We start from the raw sequence: 25,378 nt of genomic DNA, 5'->3' as shown, positions 1-25,378 counted from the left end.
GAGAAATAAACATAATGCATATTTAAATTTCATAACTTATACTGGTTATTGGTTTATTAATTTATTTTTATTTGCAAAAAGACGTGCTACATCATAATATGGAATCATTTTTCTTAACAGACTGCAGTCTAAATTAAAGAAAAAGATTCGGTTGTAATATAAATTTCCGTATCACTGCATTTCGATAATTGGCTATACTCCCTTAGAAAACATCCAATAATCAAAATATAAAATTTGTCCCGAAGCTTTTCCTTTAAATACAAAATAAAGATCACGTATCCCAGACACCTTCTTTACATCGCTTTTCACTAAGGCCCATCGATCATTTCCTCCAGTCATTGGAACCTGAATTGTACCAATCAATTCCCCATCTACTTTATCCAATCTTATTTCCATAGTGACATTACCATTATGGACAGTCCCTACACGCGCTGTAAATTTTGAAGCACCTTCTTTACCAAAATCGACATCTCTTACCTTCGTAAAAGCATCATTTTTCATTGCTGTAATAAAAACGCCAACTTGCTCATTCTGCATTGACTTTACATCGTTTGACCATGCTATTGTTTCGGCTTCGGTTTTAAGATAAGGATTAATGGTTTTGATACCTTTTTTTATTCCTTCGGTCATATTGATCTGATTAATTTTTCCATCTGGCTGGAATGTTAATTCCTCAACACATACAGATCGGGTAAAACCTCCACCTGCAGGCAATGCTCCGTTATGATAGAAAAAATAGGACTTGCCTTTAAAATCAATTACACCTGGGTGATTGGTAAAACTACTTCCCTGTGTAGACATTACAATGCCCTGATATTTCCAAGGACCGGTTATGCTTTTACTGGTCGAATACCCAATATGCTCTGAAATAGGCCCGCCTGCAAAAATCAAATAATATAATTTATTTCTCTTATAAAGCCAGGGTCCCTCTTCGTAGGTAGTAGGTCTTCGGGGATCTTCTTTTCCATCACGTTTTCCGAAAGATTCAATAGTATTGGGAATTATTTTTATCTCTCCGTTATAAGAGATCATATCTTCGTTTAATTTCACAAAATAACATTCCGGATTACCCCAAAACAAGTATGCCTGTCCGTCATCATCGATAAAAACCGACGGATCAATATCAGCATTACTATTTCGAATTAGTGGTTTTCCTAACGGATCAATAAAAGGTCCGTAAGGACTATCAGAAACGGCAACTCCTATTGATCCCTGACCTTCTTTATTGGTTATAGGAACGTACATATAAAACTTTCCATTGCGTTCTATACATTGAGCAGCCCATGCATTCATCTTAGCCCAGTTGAAATGTTTATAATTCAAAACCGTACCATGATCTGTCCAATTTACCATATCCTCAGTGGTATACAATTTCCAGTCATTCATAGTAAACCAGGTCGATTCGTCTTCATCATGGGTCGTATATAAATAGACTTTTCCGTTATATACCATTGGGGCAGGATCTGCTGTATAATTGGTTTGTATAATAGGATTCTGAGCAAATCCGATTATAGAAATTATAAATAATACTGCTGCAAGGTTATTTTTTTTAAAATACATATTGTTTATTTTTCTCTTGAAAATTTACTTATCTGCCTATTACTTTTAATCACAGCTTGAGAACGCTACATAAACTTCCACCAGTCTAAATTAAAAAGTGATTCTCCGTTTCCTTTAAAAATAAAAAAAACACTATGTAATCCTTTTACTTTCTTTACACTGCACTGAAATTCTTTCCAGGTATTTAAATTTCCTGTACTCCCAATTTCGCAGACTCCAATAATCTGGCCTTCTTTATTATCCAAACGGATTTCTATTTTTCCTCCTTTGATTGAAGCAGCATTGGCTTCAAATTTTTTAGCAGTTCTATTAAAATCAACAGCCTGCACCTCAATAAAATTATTATTGCTTATTTGGGTTACAAAAACTCCTTTTTCACTATTTATATCAGATTTCAACCCTTCACTCCATGCCATAGTTTCAGCCTCAACCCTCTTAAAAGGATTTATGGTACCTACTGCCTTGGGTCCATCTTCTGACCAATAAAATAATGTTTTAATTGTTCCGTCCTGGTTATAAACTATTTCATCCATGTCTACTGAACGTCTTTCATAAAAAGTAGAGGTTTCTCTCTTTAAAATATCGTAACTATGTCCGAAACAATATGATTTTCCTTTGTAATCAATAATTGCAGGATGATTTCCCCTGGTTTTTTCACTTGCTTCAACCACCATGCCTTTGTATTCCCAAGGTCCCGTGGGTGAATTACTCATAGCATACCCAATTCCTTCAGGACAGCACGTAGATGCGTAAGACAAATAATACTGTTTTTCATGCTTATAGATCCAAGGCCCTTCCTGATAGTTCTTCGGCTTTGAAGGTACACTGATAACTTCACCTGAATAAGATGTCATATCAGGGTTTAGTTTGACATAATACAAATCAGGATTCCCCCAATAAAGATAGGCCTGGCCATCATCATCAATAAATGGATTTGGATCAATGTCATTCCATAAATGATTGGTGTCAATCAATCGTTTTCCAAGTGGGTCCTTAAAAGGTCCATAAGGACTGTCAGCTACCAATACGCCTATCCCCTGTCCGTGCATGGGACAATAGAGATAGAATTTCCCGTTTCGTTCAATTGCTTGTACGGCCCATGCTCCATTATCATGCTTTACCCAATTAAAATCTTTCAAGGATGCAACTACACCATGATCAGTCCAGTTAACCATGTCAGTTGAAGTATAAAGAAGCCAGTTGATCATTTTAAAGCCGTTTGCATCGTCCTCATCATGTGATGTATATAAAAAAACGGTGTCCTTATACACCATCGGGGCAGGGTCAGCATTATATTTTGTTTGAATTATAGGTCGCTGTTTGATATTACTTTGGGCGCTGCCATTAAAAACTACAGTCATAAACAAATAAAATAGTAGTAAGAAATTCGATTTTTTCATCATTTAGCCATTTTTTATTAAACGCAGAGTATCATAATTATTTCATTAATTGTAAACCTATTACAAACGAATCTTTTTTTTGTTACTGATAATTAACCATTGTCACACCAGTTCTCAATCTGGCATTTATTTGTTAATTGCTGTTCATAGATTTATTGAACAGATACTTTAATCATTTTTAGATCTTTGGTCTCCGAGCTATTACCATAATAGACCTCGTACAGGCCTGATGTTACCTTCATTGCTATAGTAGTGGCATCATAAAACTCAAATGAAGAAGCTGGTAAATCTATAGTTACAAGTTGCTTTTCACCCGCTTTTAAATTGACTCTTTTAAATGCTTTTAATGTTTTCAAGGGGCCATCGGTATCATTTTCTTTTCTAACATAAACCTGTACGATCTCTGTTCCGTCACGTTTACTAATGTTTTTTACAGGAAAGCTTAATTGCGTATTTTCATTAGGTTTTATATTGGCTTTATTCAATTTTGCCTCACCAATAGTAAATTTAGAGTAGCTTAAGCCAAAACCGAACGGAAACAAAACATCTGTTGTATATCTATAGGTGCGCCCTTTCATCGAATAATTTTCAAAATCACCTAATTTATCTGAGTTTTTATAAAATGAAACAGGTAGTTTTCCGGCAGGATTATAATCTCCAAAAAGAACGTCGGCAACGGCCTGACCTCCGGCTTCACCCGGATACCATGCCTGGAGAATAGCGTCACAGCTTTCCGTTTCTGGCGTTAAGGCAATTGCAGAGCCCGAGCAGTTTACAAAAATTACTTTTTTACCTGCTGCTTTAAGTTCTTTCAAAAATTTTCTCTGCACGGCCGGAAGTTCAATATCTGTACGGTCACCGCCTTTAAAACCCGGCGAAGAAACAGGCATTTCTTCTCCTTCCAGCAAAGTAGAGAGCCCACCTGCAAAAATTACAGTATCGATACCTTTTAATTTTTGAATTAATGAACTGAAATCAATATCAAATTCTTTTCCAAAATCAAATTCAAGATTCGCCTGCCAATTGTTTGACTGGGCAAAAAGAAGTTCGATTTTATATTTTTTACCCGCCTGAACCGGAAATGAAATATTTCCTGGAACAGTACGCCAATTGGTATATTTTGCAATTGATTTTCCGTCAATCAGTAATTCAAAAACACCAGTAGCTCCTGTTTTAAAAACAAGTATATCATTTGCTTGTGCTGAAAATTCTGTTTCATATTTTGCTGAAAAGCCTTCTAGTTTAACCCCTGAGGCAAATTCATGCTGACCGGCAGTAGTCATTTTAATAGGATTTAAAATCTGCTGGGATATTATACTGCTCCCCTCTCTATTTGGATTATTCCAATAGGTTGCTTTCATTCCTTTTTTTCCCTCAAATGAGATTTGGTTAAAATAACTTTGGTTTACTTTATCTTCTACCAGATCGCACGCTTTATCATAAAAGATTTTATTTTTCGGAATTTTTGACTCTATTCCGTCTTTAATGGTAATTGTTTTAACGGGTGTTCCATTATAATTTCCCCATAACATGGGTTCATTATTAGCATTTGGTCCTAGTACTGCTATTTTGTTTATTGATTTATTTAAAGGAAGCACGCTGTTTTTATTTTGTAAAAGCGTCATGGACTTTTGAGCCATTTCAAGTGCTAGTTGCTGATGCTCTTTACTATTAAGAACCGATGTGGGAATTTGAGCCCACGGCACTATGGCATCATCATCCATTTCACCTAAGTCAAAACGGCCAACTAATACGCGAAGCAGGCTCTTATCAATATCCGCTTCTTTTATCAGATCTTTAGCAACAGCTGCCGGGAGTTCTTTAAAGGGATATTTCTCCCAGACACATTCCACATCTGTTCCGGCAAGGACCGCTTTTGATGCAGCATGCACCGCATCTGATGAAACTTTGTGAGTTGTATAAAAATCAGTTACAGCACCGCAATCTGAAACTACCAGATATTTAAATCCCCAATCATCTCTTAGAATACGCTGTAATAATCTGGTATTGCTACAGCAGGGCTCATCGTCTAAACGTTGATAAGCACACATTATCTGGCGCACATCAGCATCCTGCACAAGTGCTTTAAATGCCGGCAGATAAGTTTCATACAACTCGCGAGGATCTACGTTATTTAAATTCAATTCATGCCTGCTCCATTCTGGTCCTGAGTGAACAGCAAAATGTTTTGCACAGGCTAAAAGTTTACGGTATTTAGCATCTGTCGGGCCTTGCAGTCCTTTGACTACTGAAATTCCCATTCGGGAAGTAAGATAAGGATCTTCTCCGTAGGTTTCCTGACCACGGCCCCAACGCGGATCCCGAAAAATATTAACATTAGGAGTCCAGACCGAGAGGCTTAAAAAACGTTTGTTTTCATTACCGTTTTTAATCCATTGATTATATTTTGCGCGCGCTTCATCTGATACCGCATCAAAAACGCGATATAGTAATTGATCATCAAACGAGGCTGCCATACCTATAGGTTCCGGAAAAACAGTAACATTGTCATTATTGGCATACCCATGTAGCGCTTCACTCCACCAATTGAATTTTTTGATTCCAAGTCTGGGTATCGCATCACTTTGATCACACATTAATACCGCTTTTTCTTCAAGAGTTAATCGCGAAACTAAATCTTTTGCCCGCTCTGCTGAACTGAGCGAGGGATTCTTGTAAGGATATTGCTGCGCGTTTACACTAAAAAAAGACATTAAACTTAAAATATACAGGCAAGTGATTTTCATATTTTTACTATTGAAATTAATGTACGAAGTATTATACTGTTAAAACTGGTAAATTTCATTTTTGAGTCTGACCTTCAATATTGAAATAATCAAAATCTACATAACCTCCTTTATTTTTAGTGGCATAGTTAAACAACCCAAATCGATACCCCATAAAATGAGGAATTGTATAAGGCAGTTTTATATCGTTTCCGATACTGATCCATTTTTTACCATCCAAACTGTAAAAAAATCTTCCGGTATCTGCTTTCTCTTTAAAATCACATGTTGCTTTGAAATACACTTTATCCTGGGTTAAAGGAATGCTTTCAACTTCACGCGGATTGCCTTTAACAGCATCAATCATGACCAATTTTTTCGCACCATTTTCAACCTTAACGGCTAAAAGTCCATATTCTTTTTGCAGCAAAGAAATCCCCGCAAGGTCGCCTTCTTTCATTTTTGAAACTTCCAATACTGTAGCTGCTGCACATTCAGGTCCGAAAGTTCTTTGTGTAAGGGTATTTCTAGCCTGAACAAAACTGCTGTCTATCTGGCCTGTTTTTAATCTTAAATATCCTTTTCTTTCCTTAACAGACCACAGGGAGTTATCAGGATTGTGGTTCCACTGCCAGTCTAATGGCAGTTCTTTATCTCCTTTTTTGCGGTTAAAGTCGTCAGAATTAACAATCCCCGGAATCAAACCTCTACTGGCGGGTAAATCCAGATATTCCGGTACTTTACCATTTTCGCCCAGAATTGGCCAGCCCTCCTTCCATTGCACAGGAACCAGATAAGGAATACGGCCCACACCTCCGGAATCTTTAAACAAATACGAAAACCATTTTCCATCCGGTGTATCAATAAGCCCGCCTTGTGCAACTCCCAAATCCTGCAGACCTATTTTCCCTTCCCAAGGCCCTGAAATACGATCTGCTCTATGTATGATAACAGTGCGCATACCTTCTTTTGGCCAGGTTATATTAAACAAATAATATTTCCCTTTGACTTTAAAAAGCTGTGAACCCTCAGACTGAAGCATGATATTGTTTCCGGCAGGAGCACTGGCATTTTCAATCAACACTTTTTGTGTTTCTTTTTTTACATCCGAGAGATCTGAATTCAACTCTATAATCTGCAGTTTTCCTGCTCCCCAAACCATGTAAACTTTACCATCGTCATCAAAAAAAATCGTGTGATCATGATACGAATCATTTAAAACAGTTCTTTTCCAAGGGCCTTTTTCAATGTTTTTTGTAGAAAAAATATAGGTCTTACCAGTTGTTCCGGAAAAAGTACTCACATAATAAATGCCATTATGATAACGCAGACTACTGGCCCATGAACCTCGGCCATAATCATTTTTTCCATTATCCAGATTTAGTTTATCATTATCATCTTCTAATGTTTGATAAACATAATTGACTATTTTCCAATTTACTAAGTCATTAGATTTCATAATGGGCACGCCCGGATTCATGTGCATGGTCGTGCTACTCATGTAATAAATATCGTTTACACGAATTATGGACATATCGGGAACATCAGCAAAAATGACTGAATTTTGTGCTCTGTTTTGTTGTGCGTAATTGGTTTTGACCAAGCCAACAACCAGAATAATGCATAAAAAAGCGTTTCTTATTTTCATCGTTTTATCTTAGAATTGAATTAGAAATAAATACCTCATCATGATCTATTTTTTCAGAGGTACAATCTGTTCTGTCCAGGTTGGACTATTGATATAAAACTTACCATCAGCATAGTGTACAGGTTCAATCCCCAATTGAGGAAGTTTTTCCCATGAATGAAAGCTTTGACTATACGGATAAGGTCTTTTTTCATCCATTAAATAATGGCACGATGTCCATAAATTGCCGTCGGGTCCCTCAAACAAAGCATTGTGACCTGTTTCCTCATAGGGATCCTGAGTGTCTGTAAATTGTCCATTATCGTATCCTCCGCTGATTGCTAATTCTGGACGATACCCTTTTTTTCGGGTTCCAAAAATAGGTTCGCGGGAAACCAATTCCCAAGGCCCCATTGGGGATTTTGATTTTAATAATCCTACTTCATATCCGCGGGTCCAGGTAGAGAAAAACATGAAATAAGTTCCTTCCTTTTTAATTACAAATGGACCTTCAATTCCACCGATCATCCAATCGGGATAACCCGGCTGTTTTTTGTCTAAAAACTTCTCTATTGGAGTGGTTAGTTTTCCTGTTCTCAAATCAATTTTTGCCTGAAAAAGCCCGTTACCACTACAGTATAAATAGGTGTCGCCATTATCATCTTCAAATAAAGTAGCATCGTTATTATACTGATTGGTCAGCGGACCGTTTACTAATTTATAGGGTCCTGTAATTTTATCTGCCGAAAAAAGCCAAATACTGTGTGTAATCATTCCTTTTGGATCTTCCTTGGTAACCTTACCGCTGTTTACAGTAAGCCAGTATTTATTTTGAATAAAGTGAATTTCAGGTGCCCAGAAACGGCCATTATAAGGGCAGTCTTCCTGCAGTTTCCTGGCATCAATTAAATAGGAATGAAATTTCCAATGTATCAGATCATCTGAAACTAAGAGTTTAACGCCCGGATTGGGTCCTGTCCATACAGGATTAGAAGTTCCTGTGGCATACCACTTTTCACCTACTTTATTAATCATATAATCACGCATGGAAAGTAGAGAATCTCTTGTTATGGGATTTGTATATTTAAATACTTTTTCGGCCTCATTTGTTTTTAGTTTTTTTGCTGTATCGTTTTTTTGTGCAGATGAAACAGAGAAAAAAATCAAAAAAAGTACCATAAGCTGGTTTCGCATCATTTCTGTTTTTTTTAAAATTTTAAAATTATTAGCTGATAAAACTTTGGACTATTATGATCCTCTTTAGCTATTAATTTGATGTTTATCATTTCCATTTTATCTATATTTAGCCTCATTACATTATTTTCCAAAGACACGATCTGAGCAGGTTTATCATTTACAAGAATTGTCATGTTATCCATTTTAAACTCATCTATAATACTTATATCTAAAAATTTACCTGACTTATTTTTATTTAATAATTGATATGAAATAAAGGAACGGGTACTTCTCCATGACTTTCCATCATCGTAGCCAGAATTGCTTTTTTTGCCTTTATAAAAATGATCTACTTCTGACTGCTGCTCGCCGCAGTTAATTTTATCTACAGTTTTAGATTCAATAGCCATTGCATCAATTTCCTGCTGTTTCAATACGTCATGTTTTTCTTTGAACTGTTCTTTTGAGTAGTTTTGAAAATACATTTGATAACGTGCATCATGTACCTCAAAAAAAGGTTCTAATTCTAATGAATCTAAACTAAAACGCATATGGCCTAATTCCTTAAGTTTTTTAATATAATCTGCCTTATCCCCTACCAAAGTATACGCTTGATCCAGTGGGTAATATTTGCCGCTTGCGGTATGCCCCATTCGACTGTCGTCAGCAAACAAGCCATCTAAATCTTTTGCAGATGTTTTAGCGGCCAGTACAATAGGGCCGTTGACAAAAGCACTCCAGTTTGAACCATCAGGCAGACCTTCTAAATGTGTAGAAGTTTTGAATTTAACCCTTATGTGATCACCGGATTTCCATTTTCTTTTCAGTACCACATAGTCAGAGGGCTTGGCTTCTATCTTTTGAGATTTTCCATTTATTGAAATTTCAAAATTTTCAGCCCATTGCGGACAGCGGATATTCAATGAAAATGTTTTCGCTTTTTTTAGTTTCAACACTAAATCGGTATTATTTTCAAACGGAAATTTTGTGGTTTGTTCTATCTGAATATCTGTTTCTTTCCATTGCAATACTGAAGGAATAAAAAGGTTTACAAAAACGTCATTGTTTGTATGACTGTAAATTAACTCCCCGTATTTAGAATGATTTTCAAGCCCTGAACCTACGCAGCACCACATACTGGTTTCAGGCTGGGAATAAACACGATAATGGTTGGGCCTGATAGGAGTAAAATATACAAAACCTCCTTTTTGGGGATGCTGGCTTGAAAGAATGTGATTGTAAAGCGTGCGTTCATAGAAATCGAGATAACTCACATCATTTTTATCCAGAAACAAGGCCTTGCTTAAACGTTCCATATTGTACGAGTTGCAGGTTTCAGGCCCTTGATTTGACTTGACCATACTGCTGAAATCATCCGTTGGATTGAAATGTTCCCCGACACTATTACCTCCAAAAGCTACGCTGCGTTTTTGAGTAACATTCTTCCAAAAAAATTCTGCCACGTCTGACCATTCCTTATTTCCGGAAAGTACTGCAATTTTTTCAAAGCCAATAACTTTTGGAATTTGGGTATTGGCATGCAGTCCTGTTAATTTATCTTCTTTTTTCAATAACGGATTTAGAAGCGCCAGATGGGATATTTTTTCTGCTGTTTCCAGATACTTCTTATCCTTTGTGATGATATACAAATCTGCAAAAGATTCATTTATACCGCCATGTTCTGTTTTTAAGATGTTCTGTATCTGCTCATAAGATAGAGGACGGATGAGTTCTATAAACCAGTCTCCAAGTTTTATCAAAATATCCTTTGCCTCTTCATTATCGGCATAATGATAAGCATCATTTAAGCCAGCAAAAAGTTTATGGATATTGTATAGCGGTACCCATGTATTATTTAAGCCAAAACTGCTTCCGTCTATATCGCCGTTGTGAAGCCGATCCCAAAAAATCTTTCCCTGTGGAATTCCGCCCACATAACCATTACCATTTTTTTCCTGGCATACCGCTAACTCTGAAACCATATAGTCCAGCCGATTTTTAAGCTCAATATTTCCTGTAGAAGCATACATCATTGCCAGAGCAGAAAGATAATGCCCTGCAATATGCCCGTCCAGTCCTATACTTTCCCAATTGCCGTATCGATCTGCTTTTACAGGAAGTCCTGAAGCCATGAGGTATGGAGCTAAAAGTTTATCAGGATTAAGCGCAAAAATATACTTAAGATCTACATCCTGAGCATTTTTAAATGGCCCGTCTTTTAATCTTACTTCACTTAAATTAAATGGCTGCATTTGAGCTACGGCAGAGGATCCAATGAATAATCCCAGCAGACAATATGAAATTTTGTATTTCAATAAAAGATTTCTCATAATATTTTTTTGTAATTAAAAGCCTGCTGTTTTCAACTTTAAAAGCCTTTTGCAAGTGTTTCATCAACCTGAAGTCTTATCTTTTTATAAATTTTCTACTTATTGTAGATGTCCCATTGATTCCGTTAATAAAATAAACTCCGGCAGGAAGTAACTCTATTTTTATTCTGGTATTCCCGCTTTTCAAAGTTCCTGAATTCATTAAAGTTCCTTGGGCATTAAAAATTTTATAATCAAAATCAGAAGACAGCTTATCAACAAAAATTTCCTCCAAAGCAGGATTTGGATATAATTTGAAACCAACCTGATCATCTAATTGATTTTGAACTGTGCCTAATGTGGTAAACTCCAACGGAAGCGCAGCGGCATTATATCCGTTTTTTTCACTTAAGTAAAAATGAAATGATGAAACTAGCGGCTCACTTCCGACTGTCACAGGATAAAATCCTGCAGTATTATTTACTGTCTTTAATGTGTAACTTCCTGCAGGTGCCTTAATACCAATGTAAACCGGATTCATTTGATTAACAGTTAAGGCTTTTGGTGTTGAGACATTTCCGGTTCCATTGAAAATAAATATACCTGAGCCACTCAATAAAACAGGTGTATTTGCCGGAATTATACCCTGAATTATATCGCAGGTAATTTTAGTAGATGAAGGCTGCATCGTATAAGCTGTTATACCCTGAGGTATATGGGCTTCAAATGGAAGAACTAAAACATCATAACCTGCAATAGTTTTGGAAAAGGATGCAGATACAGCTGAAAAACCGAAAGGAACATTAAAATCACCTCCCTGATCGATTAGATTTAAATTTTGACACGACATTGCAGATACTACATTGTCAGCAGTGTTATTGGCAGTGACATAAAAAACACTGTTTTTATTTGCAGATTTGGCCCGCCAATTCTGGGATGAACTGATGCCACTGATGTTTCTAAAATCTAATGATACATAGTTGATACTTTGCAGTGCATCCATCAGAAGGCTGTCATCATCTGAATATATCCCTCCAAATTCGGTTGCTTTTTCATCAGCAATATTAAAATATACATCACCCAAATTTAAAGTAAGTACTGAACTGTAATTAGAGTTTCGCAAGCCAATAACTCCCGTACATCCATCTGTAAGAACGGATTTAGAAATATCAAATGTCAAATCAAATTCAACCCCTGCAGGAAAATTAAATTTTCCATAATTTTTAGACTTTACTTCTCCATTATCATTGATATAATACAATGTTGTATTATCAGTATTGCCCTGATTTGCAGTAGTAAAACTTTTAACATGCATTATAAATTTATTGTAACGATTATCTAATTTCAAGTATCCATTAGCATCATTCATATTGGGACTTATCAGGGGACTTGCGTTTGAAAACGTCACTGTTTTGCCACTAATCTGATACGTTGTTCCAAATGTAGGACTTGTAACAGATTGATTCTCAATTTTAGCGTAATGAACTTCTTTACTGCTCATTTGTGAAGCTATTTTTTCCTTATTCTTTTCAAATGTCAATGTAATAAAACTCGAAGCCTCAATACTTATTACCGGACGAAATGTTTCAGCAAAATTCATTGCCGTATTTTGCATATCAATGCTCTGACTGGTAATTGTTTTAGTGCCTTTTACCGAATAAAATGGTAAATCGACAGTAAGATTATAGGTGTTTTGCGATGGGTTAATTATGGTGAGAACAATTTTATCAACGGCATCATTTATATACGAAGACCCTTTAAGTTGGGCAGTAGCATCACTCCATGTTGATTCTATGCGCGTTGTACCTGTAGTGAATTTTGCATATTGAGAAAGAATATAGCCTCTTTTGGTAATTGCTCCGTCCAGTGTTCCGTTTGTACCATCTCCCATTAGTCCATAATATCGTTTAGCGGCGTAGTGGATCCAGGCATTGACATTTCCTAATAAAGCATCATTGACACTATTTGCAAAACTAAAAGCATCAATTCCCCAATTGAAATCACGAACTGTACCTCCGGAATTCCAGTTAATTAAATATTCTGTCATCCATATTTCCTTGTTATAATTCTGAAATTCTTTGTATTTTGACTGAATGCCACCATACTGATGGACTCCGTAAACTTCAAAGTTTAGCATGGTGTCAGCATTCAAAAAAGCATCTGAAAAAGCATCTGAATACCCTACACTTTCTGGCGCAATAACTTTACAATTAATCAGATGACCGTAATTTTTAACAAAAGCAGCTATCTGTACAGGTGTCCATATACAGCCTTGATAGGTTGCCCTTTCATCAGGCTCATTTTGAATTGAAATATAATCGAGTTCTACTCCATTATCCCGAAGATATGTTACATAACGATTAAGATACAAGGCATAATCCTCATAATGCTCTTCTTTCAGGTAGCCAATTTGCTGAACTCCATTTGCATCTGTATAAACCGCAACTTCGCTATTGTTCGTTTTCCATTCTGCTGGCATTGTCCAGGGACTGGCAAAAATCTTTAATCCTAAATCATTTTTGGCTAATTTTGCCGTTGCAAGGGTTGAGGGCCAGTTATTCTCAGCCGGAATATAAAGCCGCATAATGTTATAATCTGCTTCACTGTTTGTACCCCAAATTTTTTTTATTTCATCTGTAGACATGTAATTATAACCAAATTGGGGGCTGCATACAAACCCTCCAAAACCAGTAATTTTTTGATACGTTTTGTTTTTATCAATTTGTACTTTTGCATTTTGAGCACTTACCTCAACAGATGATGTAAATAAAACCGCAATCAATATTAAACTTAATTGGTATAATTTTCTCATAACCTTTATAGTATTAGTTAATAATAGTAATCGATTAAAAAATTAGAATTTATCCTGGTAAAAAATATCACTTTCCGGAGCTCCCAAATATGCTGGTTTTAATCCTCCTGTATCTATTAGAATTTTCCCCAGTACAATTCCGGGATCTAAAACCCGAAAACGCATGGTGTGTTTTCCTGCTTTTGAAATAATATGTTTGGTTGAGGAATGTATTAAATGCTCTGCCTGCCATTTTCCCAATTCTCCGCGGTATTTTCCATTAAAATTCACAAGCTTTGGTTTTTCTCCATCAAAAGAAATTTCATAACGGAGGCCTTTATTACTGTTAAAATTAAGAGTAGGAGCCAGAAGCAGTTCGACATTAAATTCGCCTGTTGAGACAAAATCAATTTCATATTCTACAAAAATATTTTCTCCTGTGCCCGGATAAATTTGCTGTGGAAATGTAGTAATACCACTTTTTGTTTTTCCAAAATCAGGAATCACTTCCCAATGGATTTTCTCTGAGTTATTTAATTGAGAAAAATGTTCTGCCTCTATGGAAACATAACCGTCTTTTTCGCGAAATACTTTCGCTGCAGGTTTATTCGGTTTAGAAACATAAGTAATTTGTGGCAATATGTTTTTAGGAGAGTCGTGCCACGCTTTGTATCCAATTCTCATCTGATCCATAATATGGGTCCATTTCCCGCCGGCAATTTCATTATTGTATTTATTTTGAAGAATAGAGTCCCTTTCAAAATAGACTTTTACTTTATCTGCATAACTATTGGCAAGGACATTTCCTTCAGCAGCGAGTTTTTTATTTTTAGCCTGTGCATGATACATTTCATAAAGGTTGCTGCAGGCATCTACAGGATATAAAACCAATTGAAAATAGGCATCTCTATATTCAGTTGGAATATCGTTGTAAATTCGATAGGCATCGAGTGCTAAATTTTTGTAATCATTGACAACGGTTTCAAATTCGTTATAGTTGTCCAGACTGTAGGTACTGCTGTCCAGCATTTCAGGGGTAACTCTCCTGTTGAATTTTGGATAGGTGTTTAATATGCCTGCTATTTCTTTTGCATGTTTTGCACCAAATTGCTCGGCTGCCCATTTCTCTGTAAATTCCAAAAGATTCTGAGAGTTGAATTTTTCAGGGCTCCATGCCATGTCTAAAAAGAAACTGACAGGGAACTCCATTGGTTTAAGATCGCCTACATTTACAATCCAAATTTTATCAACTCCATGCGAATAAGTGAGATTCATCTGCTCCCAAACTCTCTGTATCGGACTTATGTTAATCCATTTTGAGTTTCTGGGACCTCCAACGTAATCAAAGTGATAGTACATGCCGTAACCGCCTTTGTGAAGCGGCTTAGTGAGATCAGGTAGTTTACGCACATTTCCCCAGTTGTCATCACAAAACAGCAGCGTAACATCATCAGGAACCCGCATTCCCTGGTCATAATAATCCTGTACTTCTTTATATAAAGCCCAAACCTGTTGGGTTTTTTTAGGATTTTTACCCGTCTCTTCTGCAATAATACGGCGCTGTTCTTTTACGATATTCTCCAGAAGGCTTATATTAGTTCCTTCGCTCATTGCTTCATCTCCATCTCCGCGCATTCCTACAGTAACCACTTTCTCCCAGTTTTTACTGCGCTTGATACCGCTTTTCCAGAATTGATCTAAAACTTCTTTATTTTTGGTGTAATCCCAAATATTAGGAAGGTTATTTTTTTTAATATACCGATGCCAGTCAGTCTGTGCCAGAGCCATCGGTTCGTGATGGGATGTACCCATTACAATTCCCATTTCATTCGCCAAAGGTCCGCTTGCCGGATCATCATCATAAAAAGCACTTCCCCACATTGCCGGCCAAATATAATTGGCTTTTAGACGAAGCAGTAATTCAAAAACTTTTTCATAAAACTTGCTGCTGAAACCTCCAAATGTCGCTTTTGACCAGCCGCTTAGTGACGGAGCTTCATCGTTTAGAAAAATTCCTCTATATTTTACAGCAGGTTCCCCATCGCTGTATATTCCTTTTAGAAAATAAATATTTTCTTTTTTTTCTATGGGAACATCTGCCCAGTAATACCAGGGTGAAACACCAATTTGTCTGGATAATTCATAAATTCCATAAATAGTTCCGCGCTTGTCACTGCCTGCAATTACAACTGCTTCTTCTACTCCTCTGAATGGATTTTTTACGTTTTGGATAATAAATTTTTCATTTTTTCCTTTGAGGAGTTTTCCATCTATTTTTTTCTGTTTTATTAGTTCATCAATCACCGAATTAGTGCCTATCATTCCAATTATAATTAGGGGCGAAGACTGATTTGGATTTTGATTAAAAATTAATGGTCTGCTGCCGGTAATTTTTTCAAAATCAGATTGTAAATTATTAATTGCACGAAAAATACCTGCGTCTAGTCCGCTATTCACAAGAAAAGAAAGACTTGAATTCTTTTCTTTAAGAGCGATAACATCAGGAGTTCTTTCCTTTGTTATAAAAGGCTGGGCTGCTCTTGAAGGAATACAAGTGCAGATTAGGATTAATATTATTATAAATATGGAGAACCTTTTCATTGTATTTTTAAATTAGATGATTCAATTAATCGTAATGATCTTTTATTTTTATAATCTCTTTTTCAGCATATCTAAAAGACTATTATTGAAACAATAATGGAGCAAACATAAATAAATCGTGCCTCCATACAGGCCAGCTATGCCCGCCTGAATATTCACTGTATTTATATTTAATTCCCATCTGATCAAATTTACCTATCATTATTTTACAATTATTGAAAGCAATATCTTCTCTCCCTCCCATTGAAATCCATAATTGTCTGATATTTGAATTAATTTTTGTTGCATTATTTTTCATAAACTCATACTGAGGATCTGATAAAGCTGGATTATCAGCCCACCAGCCAGAACTAAAAACTCCCAGGTAACTGAACATGTCTGTGTTTTTAATTCCAGTATAAAGAGCCTGTAGGCCGCCCATTGACAATCCTGCTAAAGCACGGTTTTTAGTGCCTGCTGCAGTCCTAAAATTACTTTCAGCAAAAGGAATAACTGCTGTTAACAATTCATTTTCAAAAGCTTTAAGTACATTTTCGTTAAAACCCTTCAATCCGCCACCACCAGGTATGTTACCATCAAGCATGACAACTATCATTGGTACTGCCTTTTTTTGTGCTATTAAATTATCGAGAATTAAATTTACCTTGCCTTGAGCCGTCCAGCCTCTCTGATCTTCACCTCCGCCGTGCAGAAGATATAAAACAGGGAATTTCTCTGCACCGTTTTCATAATCCGGAGGTGTATAAACATAAATTTCGCGCCACGAATTAGTTACTTTTGAAAAATATTTTTTAATTACAATATTGCCATGTGAGACCATTTTTAAATCATAAAAATCTCCTTCCTTATTTGGAATTTCTATCCCGCTGGCTATACGTCCCATACCATAGAATGATTCACTAGCCGGATCAGCTACAGCTACACCGTCAATAATTAAGGAATAATAATTAAATCCTTTATTTATAACATCAGTAGTAACTGTCCATAATCCTGATTCATCTCTCGTCATATCGTATTTCCTGCCTAAATCAATTTGTAATCTGGAAGCTTCTGGTGCTTTGATTTTAAAAACCACCTTATTATCAGGCAGAATTCGAGGATATTTACTGTTACGGATATTGGTTTGAGCTGCCTCTCCTAAAATAGTATATTCGGGAAAAGTGGACTGATCGACAGTTTTGAACAAAAATTGTGAGAACATATATAAACCATTTTTCCATACTTTAAAGTCATGAACACCAGGCTCTATATAATAAATATGAGGTACATCATTCTTAAAGAGATAATCATGTGTACGCCTGCTGTTACCGATAAGACCATCATCGTCACCACAGGAAATCCAAAGTAATTTTAGCTTCTTTTTTGCTTCTTGCGGATTAGGAAGTAATTCCTCCGGCATTTTAGTATTAGGAGCTGCAGAGAATGCGCCCACCCAGGCAAATTTATCTAAATTCCCCAATCCGAAATTCAGGGACTGGCCTCCACCCATCGACAAACCGGCAATGGCGCGATGTTCTCTATCTTTAAAAATGGGGTATTTTTTTTCTATAAAAGGAATTAAATCATGGAGCAGATCCTTCTCAAATACTGCAAAGGCTTGTATCTTATCCGGAGACATTATATTTCCGGAAGCACTATCGTCTTTCATAGCTCTGCCATTTGGCATCACCACAATCATAGGTTCAATTTTTCCTTCTGCATAAAGATTATCTAATATTATCTGGGGACTTCCTCCGTTAAGCCATTCTTTTTCATCCCCGCCTATTCCATGTAAAAGGTACAATACAGGGTACTTTTTCTTTTTATCAAATCCGGGTGGCGTATAAACAGTTGCTTTTCTGACAGCACCTACTGTTTGAGATTCATAGCTGATGCTTTCAATTTTTCCAGCTGGTACATCTGAATTTAACTGATCAAAACCTATGGGGGCATGAATTCTAAAAAATTCTTTCCCGTTGTAAAATTTATATCCTAATAAGGAAAGCATTTTCTGTGCATAGCGTTTTCCTAATTCTCTGTAACCATCGGCAGTAAAATGTAAGTTATCAGATGCTGCTTTACAGCCGCTGGATGAAATCACGTAGGAATTAGGTATGGTCTGCGGAAGCGTAGCAATGATTTTGTTCATGCTGGCACATTTACCGTTCTGGTCTTCGTTTACCGTTTCTCCAGAAAGCAGCGGCACTTTTTTTGGGTCTAAATTCAGGTCTTTTATCAAATTGTCGTAGACTATCTTTAGCTTCTTTGTCCAGAGCGTATCACCTGTATTCGACTCACCCTGATGTACCAAGATTCCTTTAATGACTCCTTTTTTTTGTGCAATTCTGGCCATATCCACAAGTCTTTGATACGGATTGCCATTGTACTGTTTGATCATGCCTTTCATCCAGTCAGGTGCCGTTGCAGTATAATCCTCAGACTTATCTTTATCAAAAAGTTCAATTTTACAACCTCCAACGGCAACATTTATAATGCCTATTTTTATATATTCCGGAAGATTTGCTGTCATTGTCTTACCAAAATAATCAGTTGGCGTTAATCCGGTCGTACAACGGCATAATGGCGGCACGGCTTTATACCAATTCCCCATTTTACGGCCGATTTCGGGACAGTCTACGGCCTCTAAAACCTGAAATCGATCATCGATCCCAACGGTATCCTGAGGTTCTATTTTAGCGTTGCCTTCCATATTAGACTGTCCAAAACTTAAATAAACCTGAAAATTAGGATCTTGAGAATACCCTTTTTGTCCGATTGAAAATAAGACTGCAAATGCAAAAAATCTAATTATTGATTTCATAGTACATAATTTGTTTAGTGTCAAAAAATCATTTAGCGGTGGGGAACTTAGAAATTGCTTTCAAACATTTAGTTCCCATCATACTTTTATTTAAATAAATCCAAATCTACAGCTTGTCCCATTGTGAGATAACCCAGTTCGTTTGGATGCAGAAAGTCATTGTCATGCATGTTCGCTAAAATCGTTTTTGAGCCAACTCCTGAAGCCATTACTTTATCAAAATCAATTACAGCATCAAAGCTGTTGCTATAGCGAATCCATTCATTTACAATATCACGCGCATCTTGTTTGTAGGGCGCATCATAAAATGATTTTTGAAAGGGTAAAATGGTACATCCGTACACTTTTATCCCTTTAGCATGTGCTTTACCTATCATTATTTTATACGCTTCAATAAGTTCTTTGGCTTTTAGAGGCGCATCTTCAGCACGCTTTATGCCACCAATATCATTTATTCCTTCCAGAAGAATTAACCATTTTGTTCCTTGCTGAGAAAGTACATCTCTATCAAAACGATTCAATGCCGTGGGACCTAATCCTCCCTGCAGCACACAATTTCCTCCAATCCCTAAATTTAAAACTCCAATATGCTCCGTTTTTTTATCTGCCAGCAAACGTGCCGCCAGAATATCTGTAAAACGATTCTGCTTATTTGTGCCGGATCCTCGGCCGTCTATAATAGAATTTCCCATGCAGACGATATTAGCTGCATTTTTAGAAGCACTAACATCTACTCCCATAATCGAATACCAGTGGTCTGTTTTTACTGCTCCGGCAAAATCTTTATCATTAAGATGATCTCCTTTCAGTATATAAGAAGTCGTACGAGAACCGGGATGACCTGATGTTTTTTGTGAAGTGGCTCCATAATAAATGGTAACTGCTAAAAGCTGACCTGGCTTTAAATCAAAATTAAAAGCATCTGAAAACACTTCCTCTCCAGGATTTATGGTTATACCGGAACTTCCATTAAAACTAAGGATCTTCTGACTTTTCAAGTCAATAATCGGAGCAGCTGCAACATCTGCAATACTTACGGATTTCAAAACAGTTGGCTGATCACTGAATATGTTGGAAAAATGCAGACGCAGTTTATTTCCTCCGATGGAAACCTTAATAATTTGTCGGAGTGTATTCTCTGAGAGCCCCGGTTCAGGAGGCATATTATTGGGCTCCACAAGCATCTGGGCAGTAGCCCATGTACCAGTCCAGTTCTCAATACCAGCCCTGGCTGATACTTTTTCCTGTGTCTGGCCGGATTTACAGCCCAAAACCAAAAAGAAGAGATTTGAAAGCAGTAACAATTTGATATATTCCTTTTTCATGTTTCTTTTTAAAGATTGAATACTAATTTTTATTCTTTTTATCCGCCGTTATTTTAGCAGACTTCACCTAAATTATTTTACATTATGCTGTATTGGTACAGCTCCAAAATAACTTGGGTGTTTGTTATCGGGATTCACTACAATTTTCTCCAGTACAATTTCCGGATCAATCATAAAAATTTTTAAGGTATGCATACCTGGTTCTTCTACTTCCAACTCGACATCGAGCCATCTTAAATTATCAAAAACTTCATTTCGACGCTGTTTGCCATTGCCAATAAAAGTAATGTCATCATTTAAAGCCGGGAGTGGTTTTAGCACTTTTGAATGCGCTAAATTTGATGGTGTATACTCTCCAAAAGTATCAACGAGTCCTTTTCTGGCATCAATAAATTTTGGCGCCTGATCATTTAAAGATGCTGCAATCCTAAGTCCTCTCTCCGGATTAATATCCTGGGTAGGAAGAATGCCTAAACAGACTTTTACTTTTTCTGCTTTGGGGAGAAATATTTTATATTCTAATCTGGGCGCTGTATCGGGATTTGCACTTGGGGCGGTTACAGGAGTAATTCCCATACTGGCATCTGATCTTCCTAAATCAGGGAGAACAATCCACTTTGCATTCTTGCCCGCTATATTTGCATTGTATTTGTTTGAAGGTATAGAAAATTCTCCAGTCAAACTTCCAAAATAAGGTTCCTCCACTTTTGGCACCGCTCCTTTTTCAGCAGTTACCTGTACCTCAACTCTTTTTTTTCCCTGGCTAATTTCGATCTTACCGTTAAAGGTTCCGTCCAATAAAGTATTCCAGTCTATAGCTACCTGAATACGGGTTTCTTTTTGAACAATTCCACCAAATTGGCTCAATCTAATCCAGGGTTTATCTGCTTTTGCTGTAAATTCAAAACTTCCTGTACCACGGTTAAATACATCAATATAATAGCTTGATTTAGCCAATGCGTCGAATAAGGGTAGTATTGCTTTTTCAGCTGTATCAGGCCATGACAATTCAGTTCCCTCGATAGCTACTCCAATCTTTGGTTCAGGTAATGGTTTTATTTCTTTCATTTCGGGCAGTGCATTGGCCTTTGGCATTGACCACATTTTATAACCTATATGAACATCACTCATCATATATTTCCATTTTCCTTTTGCTATTGAATCATTATAATAGTCGCTCCACTTTTTATCTTGTTCAAAAAGGTCCTGAGCACGTTTATAAAAATCATTCGCACTAACCCGGCCTTGTTTCGCATAAAGCATATTTTTATCTGCTGCAAGATAAATTTCAGCCACTGTGGCTGAAGCTTTAGCTGGATACAATACTAATTGATAATAAGCATCCTGAGCCTCAGCAGGTATTTTTGACTGCAGTTTTTCTGCTTTGTCCGCTACCTCTTTCCATAGTTTCAAAACCCGGTCTGATTCCTGGTAATTGACAATGCTGAAAATATTAGCTGTCTGGGCTTCAGGCTTGCGCCAAAGATTATATTTAGTATATTTTGATACGATATCAGCAATTTCCTCCGCATGTTCTTTTCCAAAGATTCTGCCCGCCCAGTCAACAGTATAATTCCATACCTGATCAGCAGTAATTCCATCTGGATTCCAGGCAAAACGCATAATAAAATCAATAGGAAGTTCCTTTGGCTTAAGATCTCCTACATTCACAATCCACAATTTATCGATTCCTGACTGGTAAGCTAAATTAAACTGCTGCTGCAATTTAGGAATTGTGGTGGTATTGATCCAGCGATCGTTCCATGGACCGCCATTCATATCAATGTGATAATACAGTCCGCCTCCGCCTTTTCTATTCTTTTCTTTTTCCGGATAAGTGCGGCGTATATTGCCCCAGTTATTATCACAAAACAGAAGGATTACATCATCGGGCACTGTAAGTCCCGCATCGTAATACCGCTGTACTTCTGTAAAAATAGCCCAGACCTCCGGATGATTTTCAGGACTGTCTTTATATATTTTTTGAATGATTTCCCGCTGTCCTTTAATAACATTTTGAAGTGTTTTGATGTTTTCAACGTCATTTCCCTCGCCCATTGCCACATCCCCTTCACCACGCATACCTATGGTAATCATATTATCAAAATTTTTATTGCGCTCTATCCCTTTATAAAAAAACTGATCAATATTTTTTTTGTTTGTGGCATAATTCCATTCTCCAATTTCTGTTTTTCTATCTGTATATTCTTTTTGTGAACGCATCATTGGTTCATGATGTGAAGTTCCCATTACTATTCCGTATTCATCAGCCGTTACAGGATTAAGAGGATCATCTTCATTAAAGGATTTCCCCCACATTGCCGGCCATAAATAATTGGCTTTTAAGCGGAGCAGCAATTCAAAAATATTGACATACATTTTAGAATTGATTCCGCCATAGGCTTCTCTTGCCCACTGTCCAAATGAAGGCTCTTCATCATTGATAAAGATTCCGCGATATTTCACTTTTGGCGAACTTTGAATGTACCTGCCCTGTTTTACGTAAAGCTGTTCTGATTTTTGAATTGGAACATCAGCCCAAAAATACCATGGCGATACTCCAATTTTTTCCGAAATATCATAAATTCCATAGATGGTTCCTCTTTTATCGCTCCCCGCAACTATTAACTGGCCATCTACTGTTTGAATTAAAAAAGATTCCCATTGTCCTTTTATTTCAGAAACATCAATTTTTTTTGCTGCAATTAATTTATCAATACTAGCACTTTTGCCAATGGTTCCTATAACAATGGAGTTGCTTTGCGGTCTGGCATTTTCAAAAACCATAGAAGTTGTACCTGTTACTTTGCCAATATCATTTCCTAAATCTTTAGCTGCACGAATAATGCCTTTCCAATCTTTTGAATCAACAAAAATTGAAGCTGATTTACCAGTAGAAGCAATTGTAAAAGCTTTCTCTTCTTTTTGATGTAAAACATACTGAGAAGGGCTTTTATAGTCACTTGTTTTAATTGACTGGCCAAATGCATTGGTCACTAAGAACAGCATTACTATTAGTCTGTAAAAGTTCAAATTGCATGGAATCATGATTACCTATTTTTATTATAATAATTTAGAATTTGGCAAATAGTGCATGATGGTTAGACATACGGTTTCCTAAACTCAAATATGAAAGTTTTTTTTAATATCTATCCCTTAAAAGCTGTGACGGTTTGATTAATATTCATTTCTCTAATGTCTTATTGCGGCTGAGCGTCATTTGCAGCTGTAGCATATAATCCTACTAATGCTCCTGTAAAACCTCCTGCTACATTTGTTGACAGAATATCTCCGGAAACTGGCGCGCCTAAGTTTACAAAATCGCTGCCGTTTAGAGCATAACTAAACTCATAACTGTCTCCTGCTGCTTTTACCTGAAGACGAATGTTTTTCTTAATATCAATTTTAGTACTTGCTACAATTTTTGATTGTCCTTTTTCTGTTCTTTCCAACAAGATATAGGTATCTTTTCCTTTTTTTGTTACACCAAAAACATAATTAAAATGCTCGTTTTGTAAACATACAATACCAGCTAAATATTTTTCAGATGCTGGTTTGTAATCAATTGTTGCTGAAAATGAAAAAGTATTGTGCTGTTGTCTGTAAAAAAGTGTCGATGTTGGTTTCAATTCTTTGATATTTACTTCAAAGGGTTTGATCTCCAATCCTTTTTTAGTTACTAAAGCAAAACTCTCACGCGGTCCTCTGAGTCCAATCCATCTATAATCTAACTTTTGAGCGGTAAAATTTTCGGTAAACGTAAAATTTCCGTTAGGGAAAAATCCATCTTTGCCGGTTTTATTTTCAATAACTCCTTTAGGCATTTTAATTTTTGGTTCCAAAGGAACTAATCCGTTTTCAAACACCGGAAAAATGCCCGACCAGTCTACAGGCAGCATAAAAGTTTCGCGTCCTGTATTTACTCTGTCCTTATCATTTGGCCTAACACCTAAAAAAACTCCATAATACTTATTATCGGGACCTAATACTAAGTCTGCATGTCCGGCCCAGTCTACTTTATCAGCTCTGTCTTTAGGGAAATATCTTTGTGTAAGAATCGGGTTATTTGATGCGGGTTTAAAAGGCCCTTTGGGGCTGTCACTCACAAAAACAACTTCACTATGGTTTCCTCCTGTACCACCCTCGGCACACATTAAATAATAACGTCCGTCTTTTTTATACAAATGAGGTGCTTCAATCCATATTGGTTTTTTAGAAAGATCTACACCTCCATCCACTATAATTTTGTCAGTACCCGGAATTACTTTATCATTTTCAACATCATATTCCCAAACTTTGATTACACGATGGCCCTGATACAATTCTTTTCCTTTATCCGGAGCATCGTTATGTACGACATACCCTTTTCCGTTATCATCAAAAAAAATGCAGGGATCTATTCCGTCAAAAGCTAACTTTATAGGGCTTCCCCAAACTTTTAGAGGATCTTTTGTTTTTACTATAATATTGCCCAGACCTCCTGAAAATGCTGTCACAATCATATAGAAAGTATCATTGTGCGGGTTATAAGTAATACCTGGGGCATATACACCTTGACTGATACCGGTGTCATGTGGATTAAATTCTGAAACCTTATTTAATACCCCTCCAAGGTCAGTCCAATTTACTAAATCTTTAGAATGGAAAATGGGCACGCCCGGAAACATCGCAAATGACGAACATACCATATAATAATCATCTCCTTTTCTGGTTATTGCAGGATCAGGATAACATCCCTGTAGAATTGGAGAATAAAATTCGTTCGGTTTTAATGGATTATTTCTATAAATGTTATCATTACCCTGGTAGATAACATTAGAGAAAACAGGAGTTTTTTTATTTTGTTTTTTTATAAGAGTGTCATTTGCACCTATTATTTTGAAAGACAAGAGAAACAATAATGGAAATAAGAAAAATATTTTTTGCGGCTTCATTTGTAATTGTTCATTTATTGTTAAAAATTCTGAAAAGCTAAAATGTAAGTTTAAGAGACCTGGATATTGTAACTGAATTCATAATTTAAAAGCCGAGGGAATTACCCCCCGGCTTCTTACTAAAGCAAA

General features: G+C 36.6%; 12 protein-coding genes. All 12 read right to left on the bottom strand.

The window, feature by feature from the left end; all coding sequences use genetic code 11:
• Positions 1–192 precede the first annotated feature (192 nt).
• Complete coding sequence (locus QLQ94_RS10710) at positions 193–1,560, bottom strand: glycoside hydrolase family 43 protein (protein WP_271336455.1); 1,368 nt, start codon at positions 1,558–1,560, stop codon at positions 193–195.
• Positions 1,561–1,625: 65 nt separating this feature from the next.
• Positions 1,626–2,963 (bottom strand): glycoside hydrolase family 43 protein, encoded by a 1,338-nt coding sequence (locus tag QLQ94_RS10705; RefSeq protein WP_482499714.1) that lies wholly within the window; start codon positions 2,961–2,963, stop codon positions 1,626–1,628.
• 149 nt (positions 2,964–3,112) lie between these two features.
• Complete coding sequence (gene xyl3A / locus QLQ94_RS10700; RefSeq protein ID WP_482499712.1) at positions 3,113–5,707, bottom strand: xylan 1,4-beta-xylosidase; 2,595 nt, start codon at positions 5,705–5,707, stop codon at positions 3,113–3,115.
• Between the two features lie 55 nt (positions 5,708–5,762).
• Entirely contained in the window at positions 5,763–7,334 is a 1,572-nt protein-coding gene (locus QLQ94_RS10695; RefSeq protein ID WP_271336458.1) for a glycoside hydrolase family 43 protein, read from the bottom strand.
• A 45-nt stretch (positions 7,335–7,379) separates the two neighbouring features.
• Positions 7,380–8,510 carry a glycoside hydrolase family 43 protein gene (locus QLQ94_RS10690; RefSeq protein ID WP_271336459.1) on the bottom strand — a complete coding sequence of 377 codons (1,131 nt, stop codon included), beginning with the start codon at positions 8,508–8,510 and terminating at the stop codon, positions 7,380–7,382.
• Positions 8,511–8,521: 11 nt separating this feature from the next.
• Entirely contained in the window at positions 8,522–10,819 is a 2,298-nt protein-coding gene (locus QLQ94_RS10685; RefSeq protein ID WP_482499710.1) for a glycoside hydrolase family 127 protein, read from the bottom strand.
• A gap of 76 nt (positions 10,820–10,895) precedes the next feature.
• Positions 10,896–13,610: a T9SS type A sorting domain-containing protein gene (locus QLQ94_RS10680; protein ID WP_482499708.1), complete on the bottom strand. Its 2,715-nt coding sequence runs from the start codon at positions 13,608–13,610 to the stop codon at positions 10,896–10,898.
• Between the two features lie 42 nt (positions 13,611–13,652).
• The gene (locus QLQ94_RS10675; protein ID WP_482499706.1) at positions 13,653–16,190 is read right to left on the bottom strand and encodes a glycosyl hydrolase 115 family protein; all 2,538 of its coding nucleotides are present in this window, start codon (positions 16,188–16,190) and stop codon (positions 13,653–13,655) included.
• Positions 16,191–16,272: 82 nt separating this feature from the next.
• Positions 16,273–18,990 carry an alpha/beta hydrolase-fold protein gene (locus QLQ94_RS10670; RefSeq protein ID WP_271336463.1) on the bottom strand — a complete coding sequence of 906 codons (2,718 nt, stop codon included), beginning with the start codon at positions 18,988–18,990 and terminating at the stop codon, positions 16,273–16,275.
• An 86-nt stretch (positions 18,991–19,076) separates the two neighbouring features.
• On the bottom strand, positions 19,077–20,315 hold the full coding sequence (locus QLQ94_RS10665) for an SGNH/GDSL hydrolase family protein (RefSeq protein ID WP_271336464.1): 1,239 nt from the start codon (positions 20,313–20,315) through the stop codon (positions 19,077–19,079).
• 72 nt (positions 20,316–20,387) lie between these two features.
• Entirely contained in the window at positions 20,388–23,363 is a 2,976-nt protein-coding gene (locus QLQ94_RS10660; protein ID WP_482499703.1) for a glycosyl hydrolase 115 family protein, read from the bottom strand.
• Between the two features lie 152 nt (positions 23,364–23,515).
• Positions 23,516–25,249 (bottom strand): glycoside hydrolase family 43 protein, encoded by a 1,734-nt coding sequence (locus tag QLQ94_RS10655; protein WP_482499702.1) that lies wholly within the window; start codon positions 25,247–25,249, stop codon positions 23,516–23,518.
• Between the last annotated feature and the right edge of the window lie 129 nt (positions 25,250–25,378).

It is taken from the genome of Flavobacterium sp. B114r (assembly GCF_056824125.1).
Note: the sequence above shows the minus strand (reverse complement) of the source record. Positions and strands in the feature narration are given on the sequence as shown.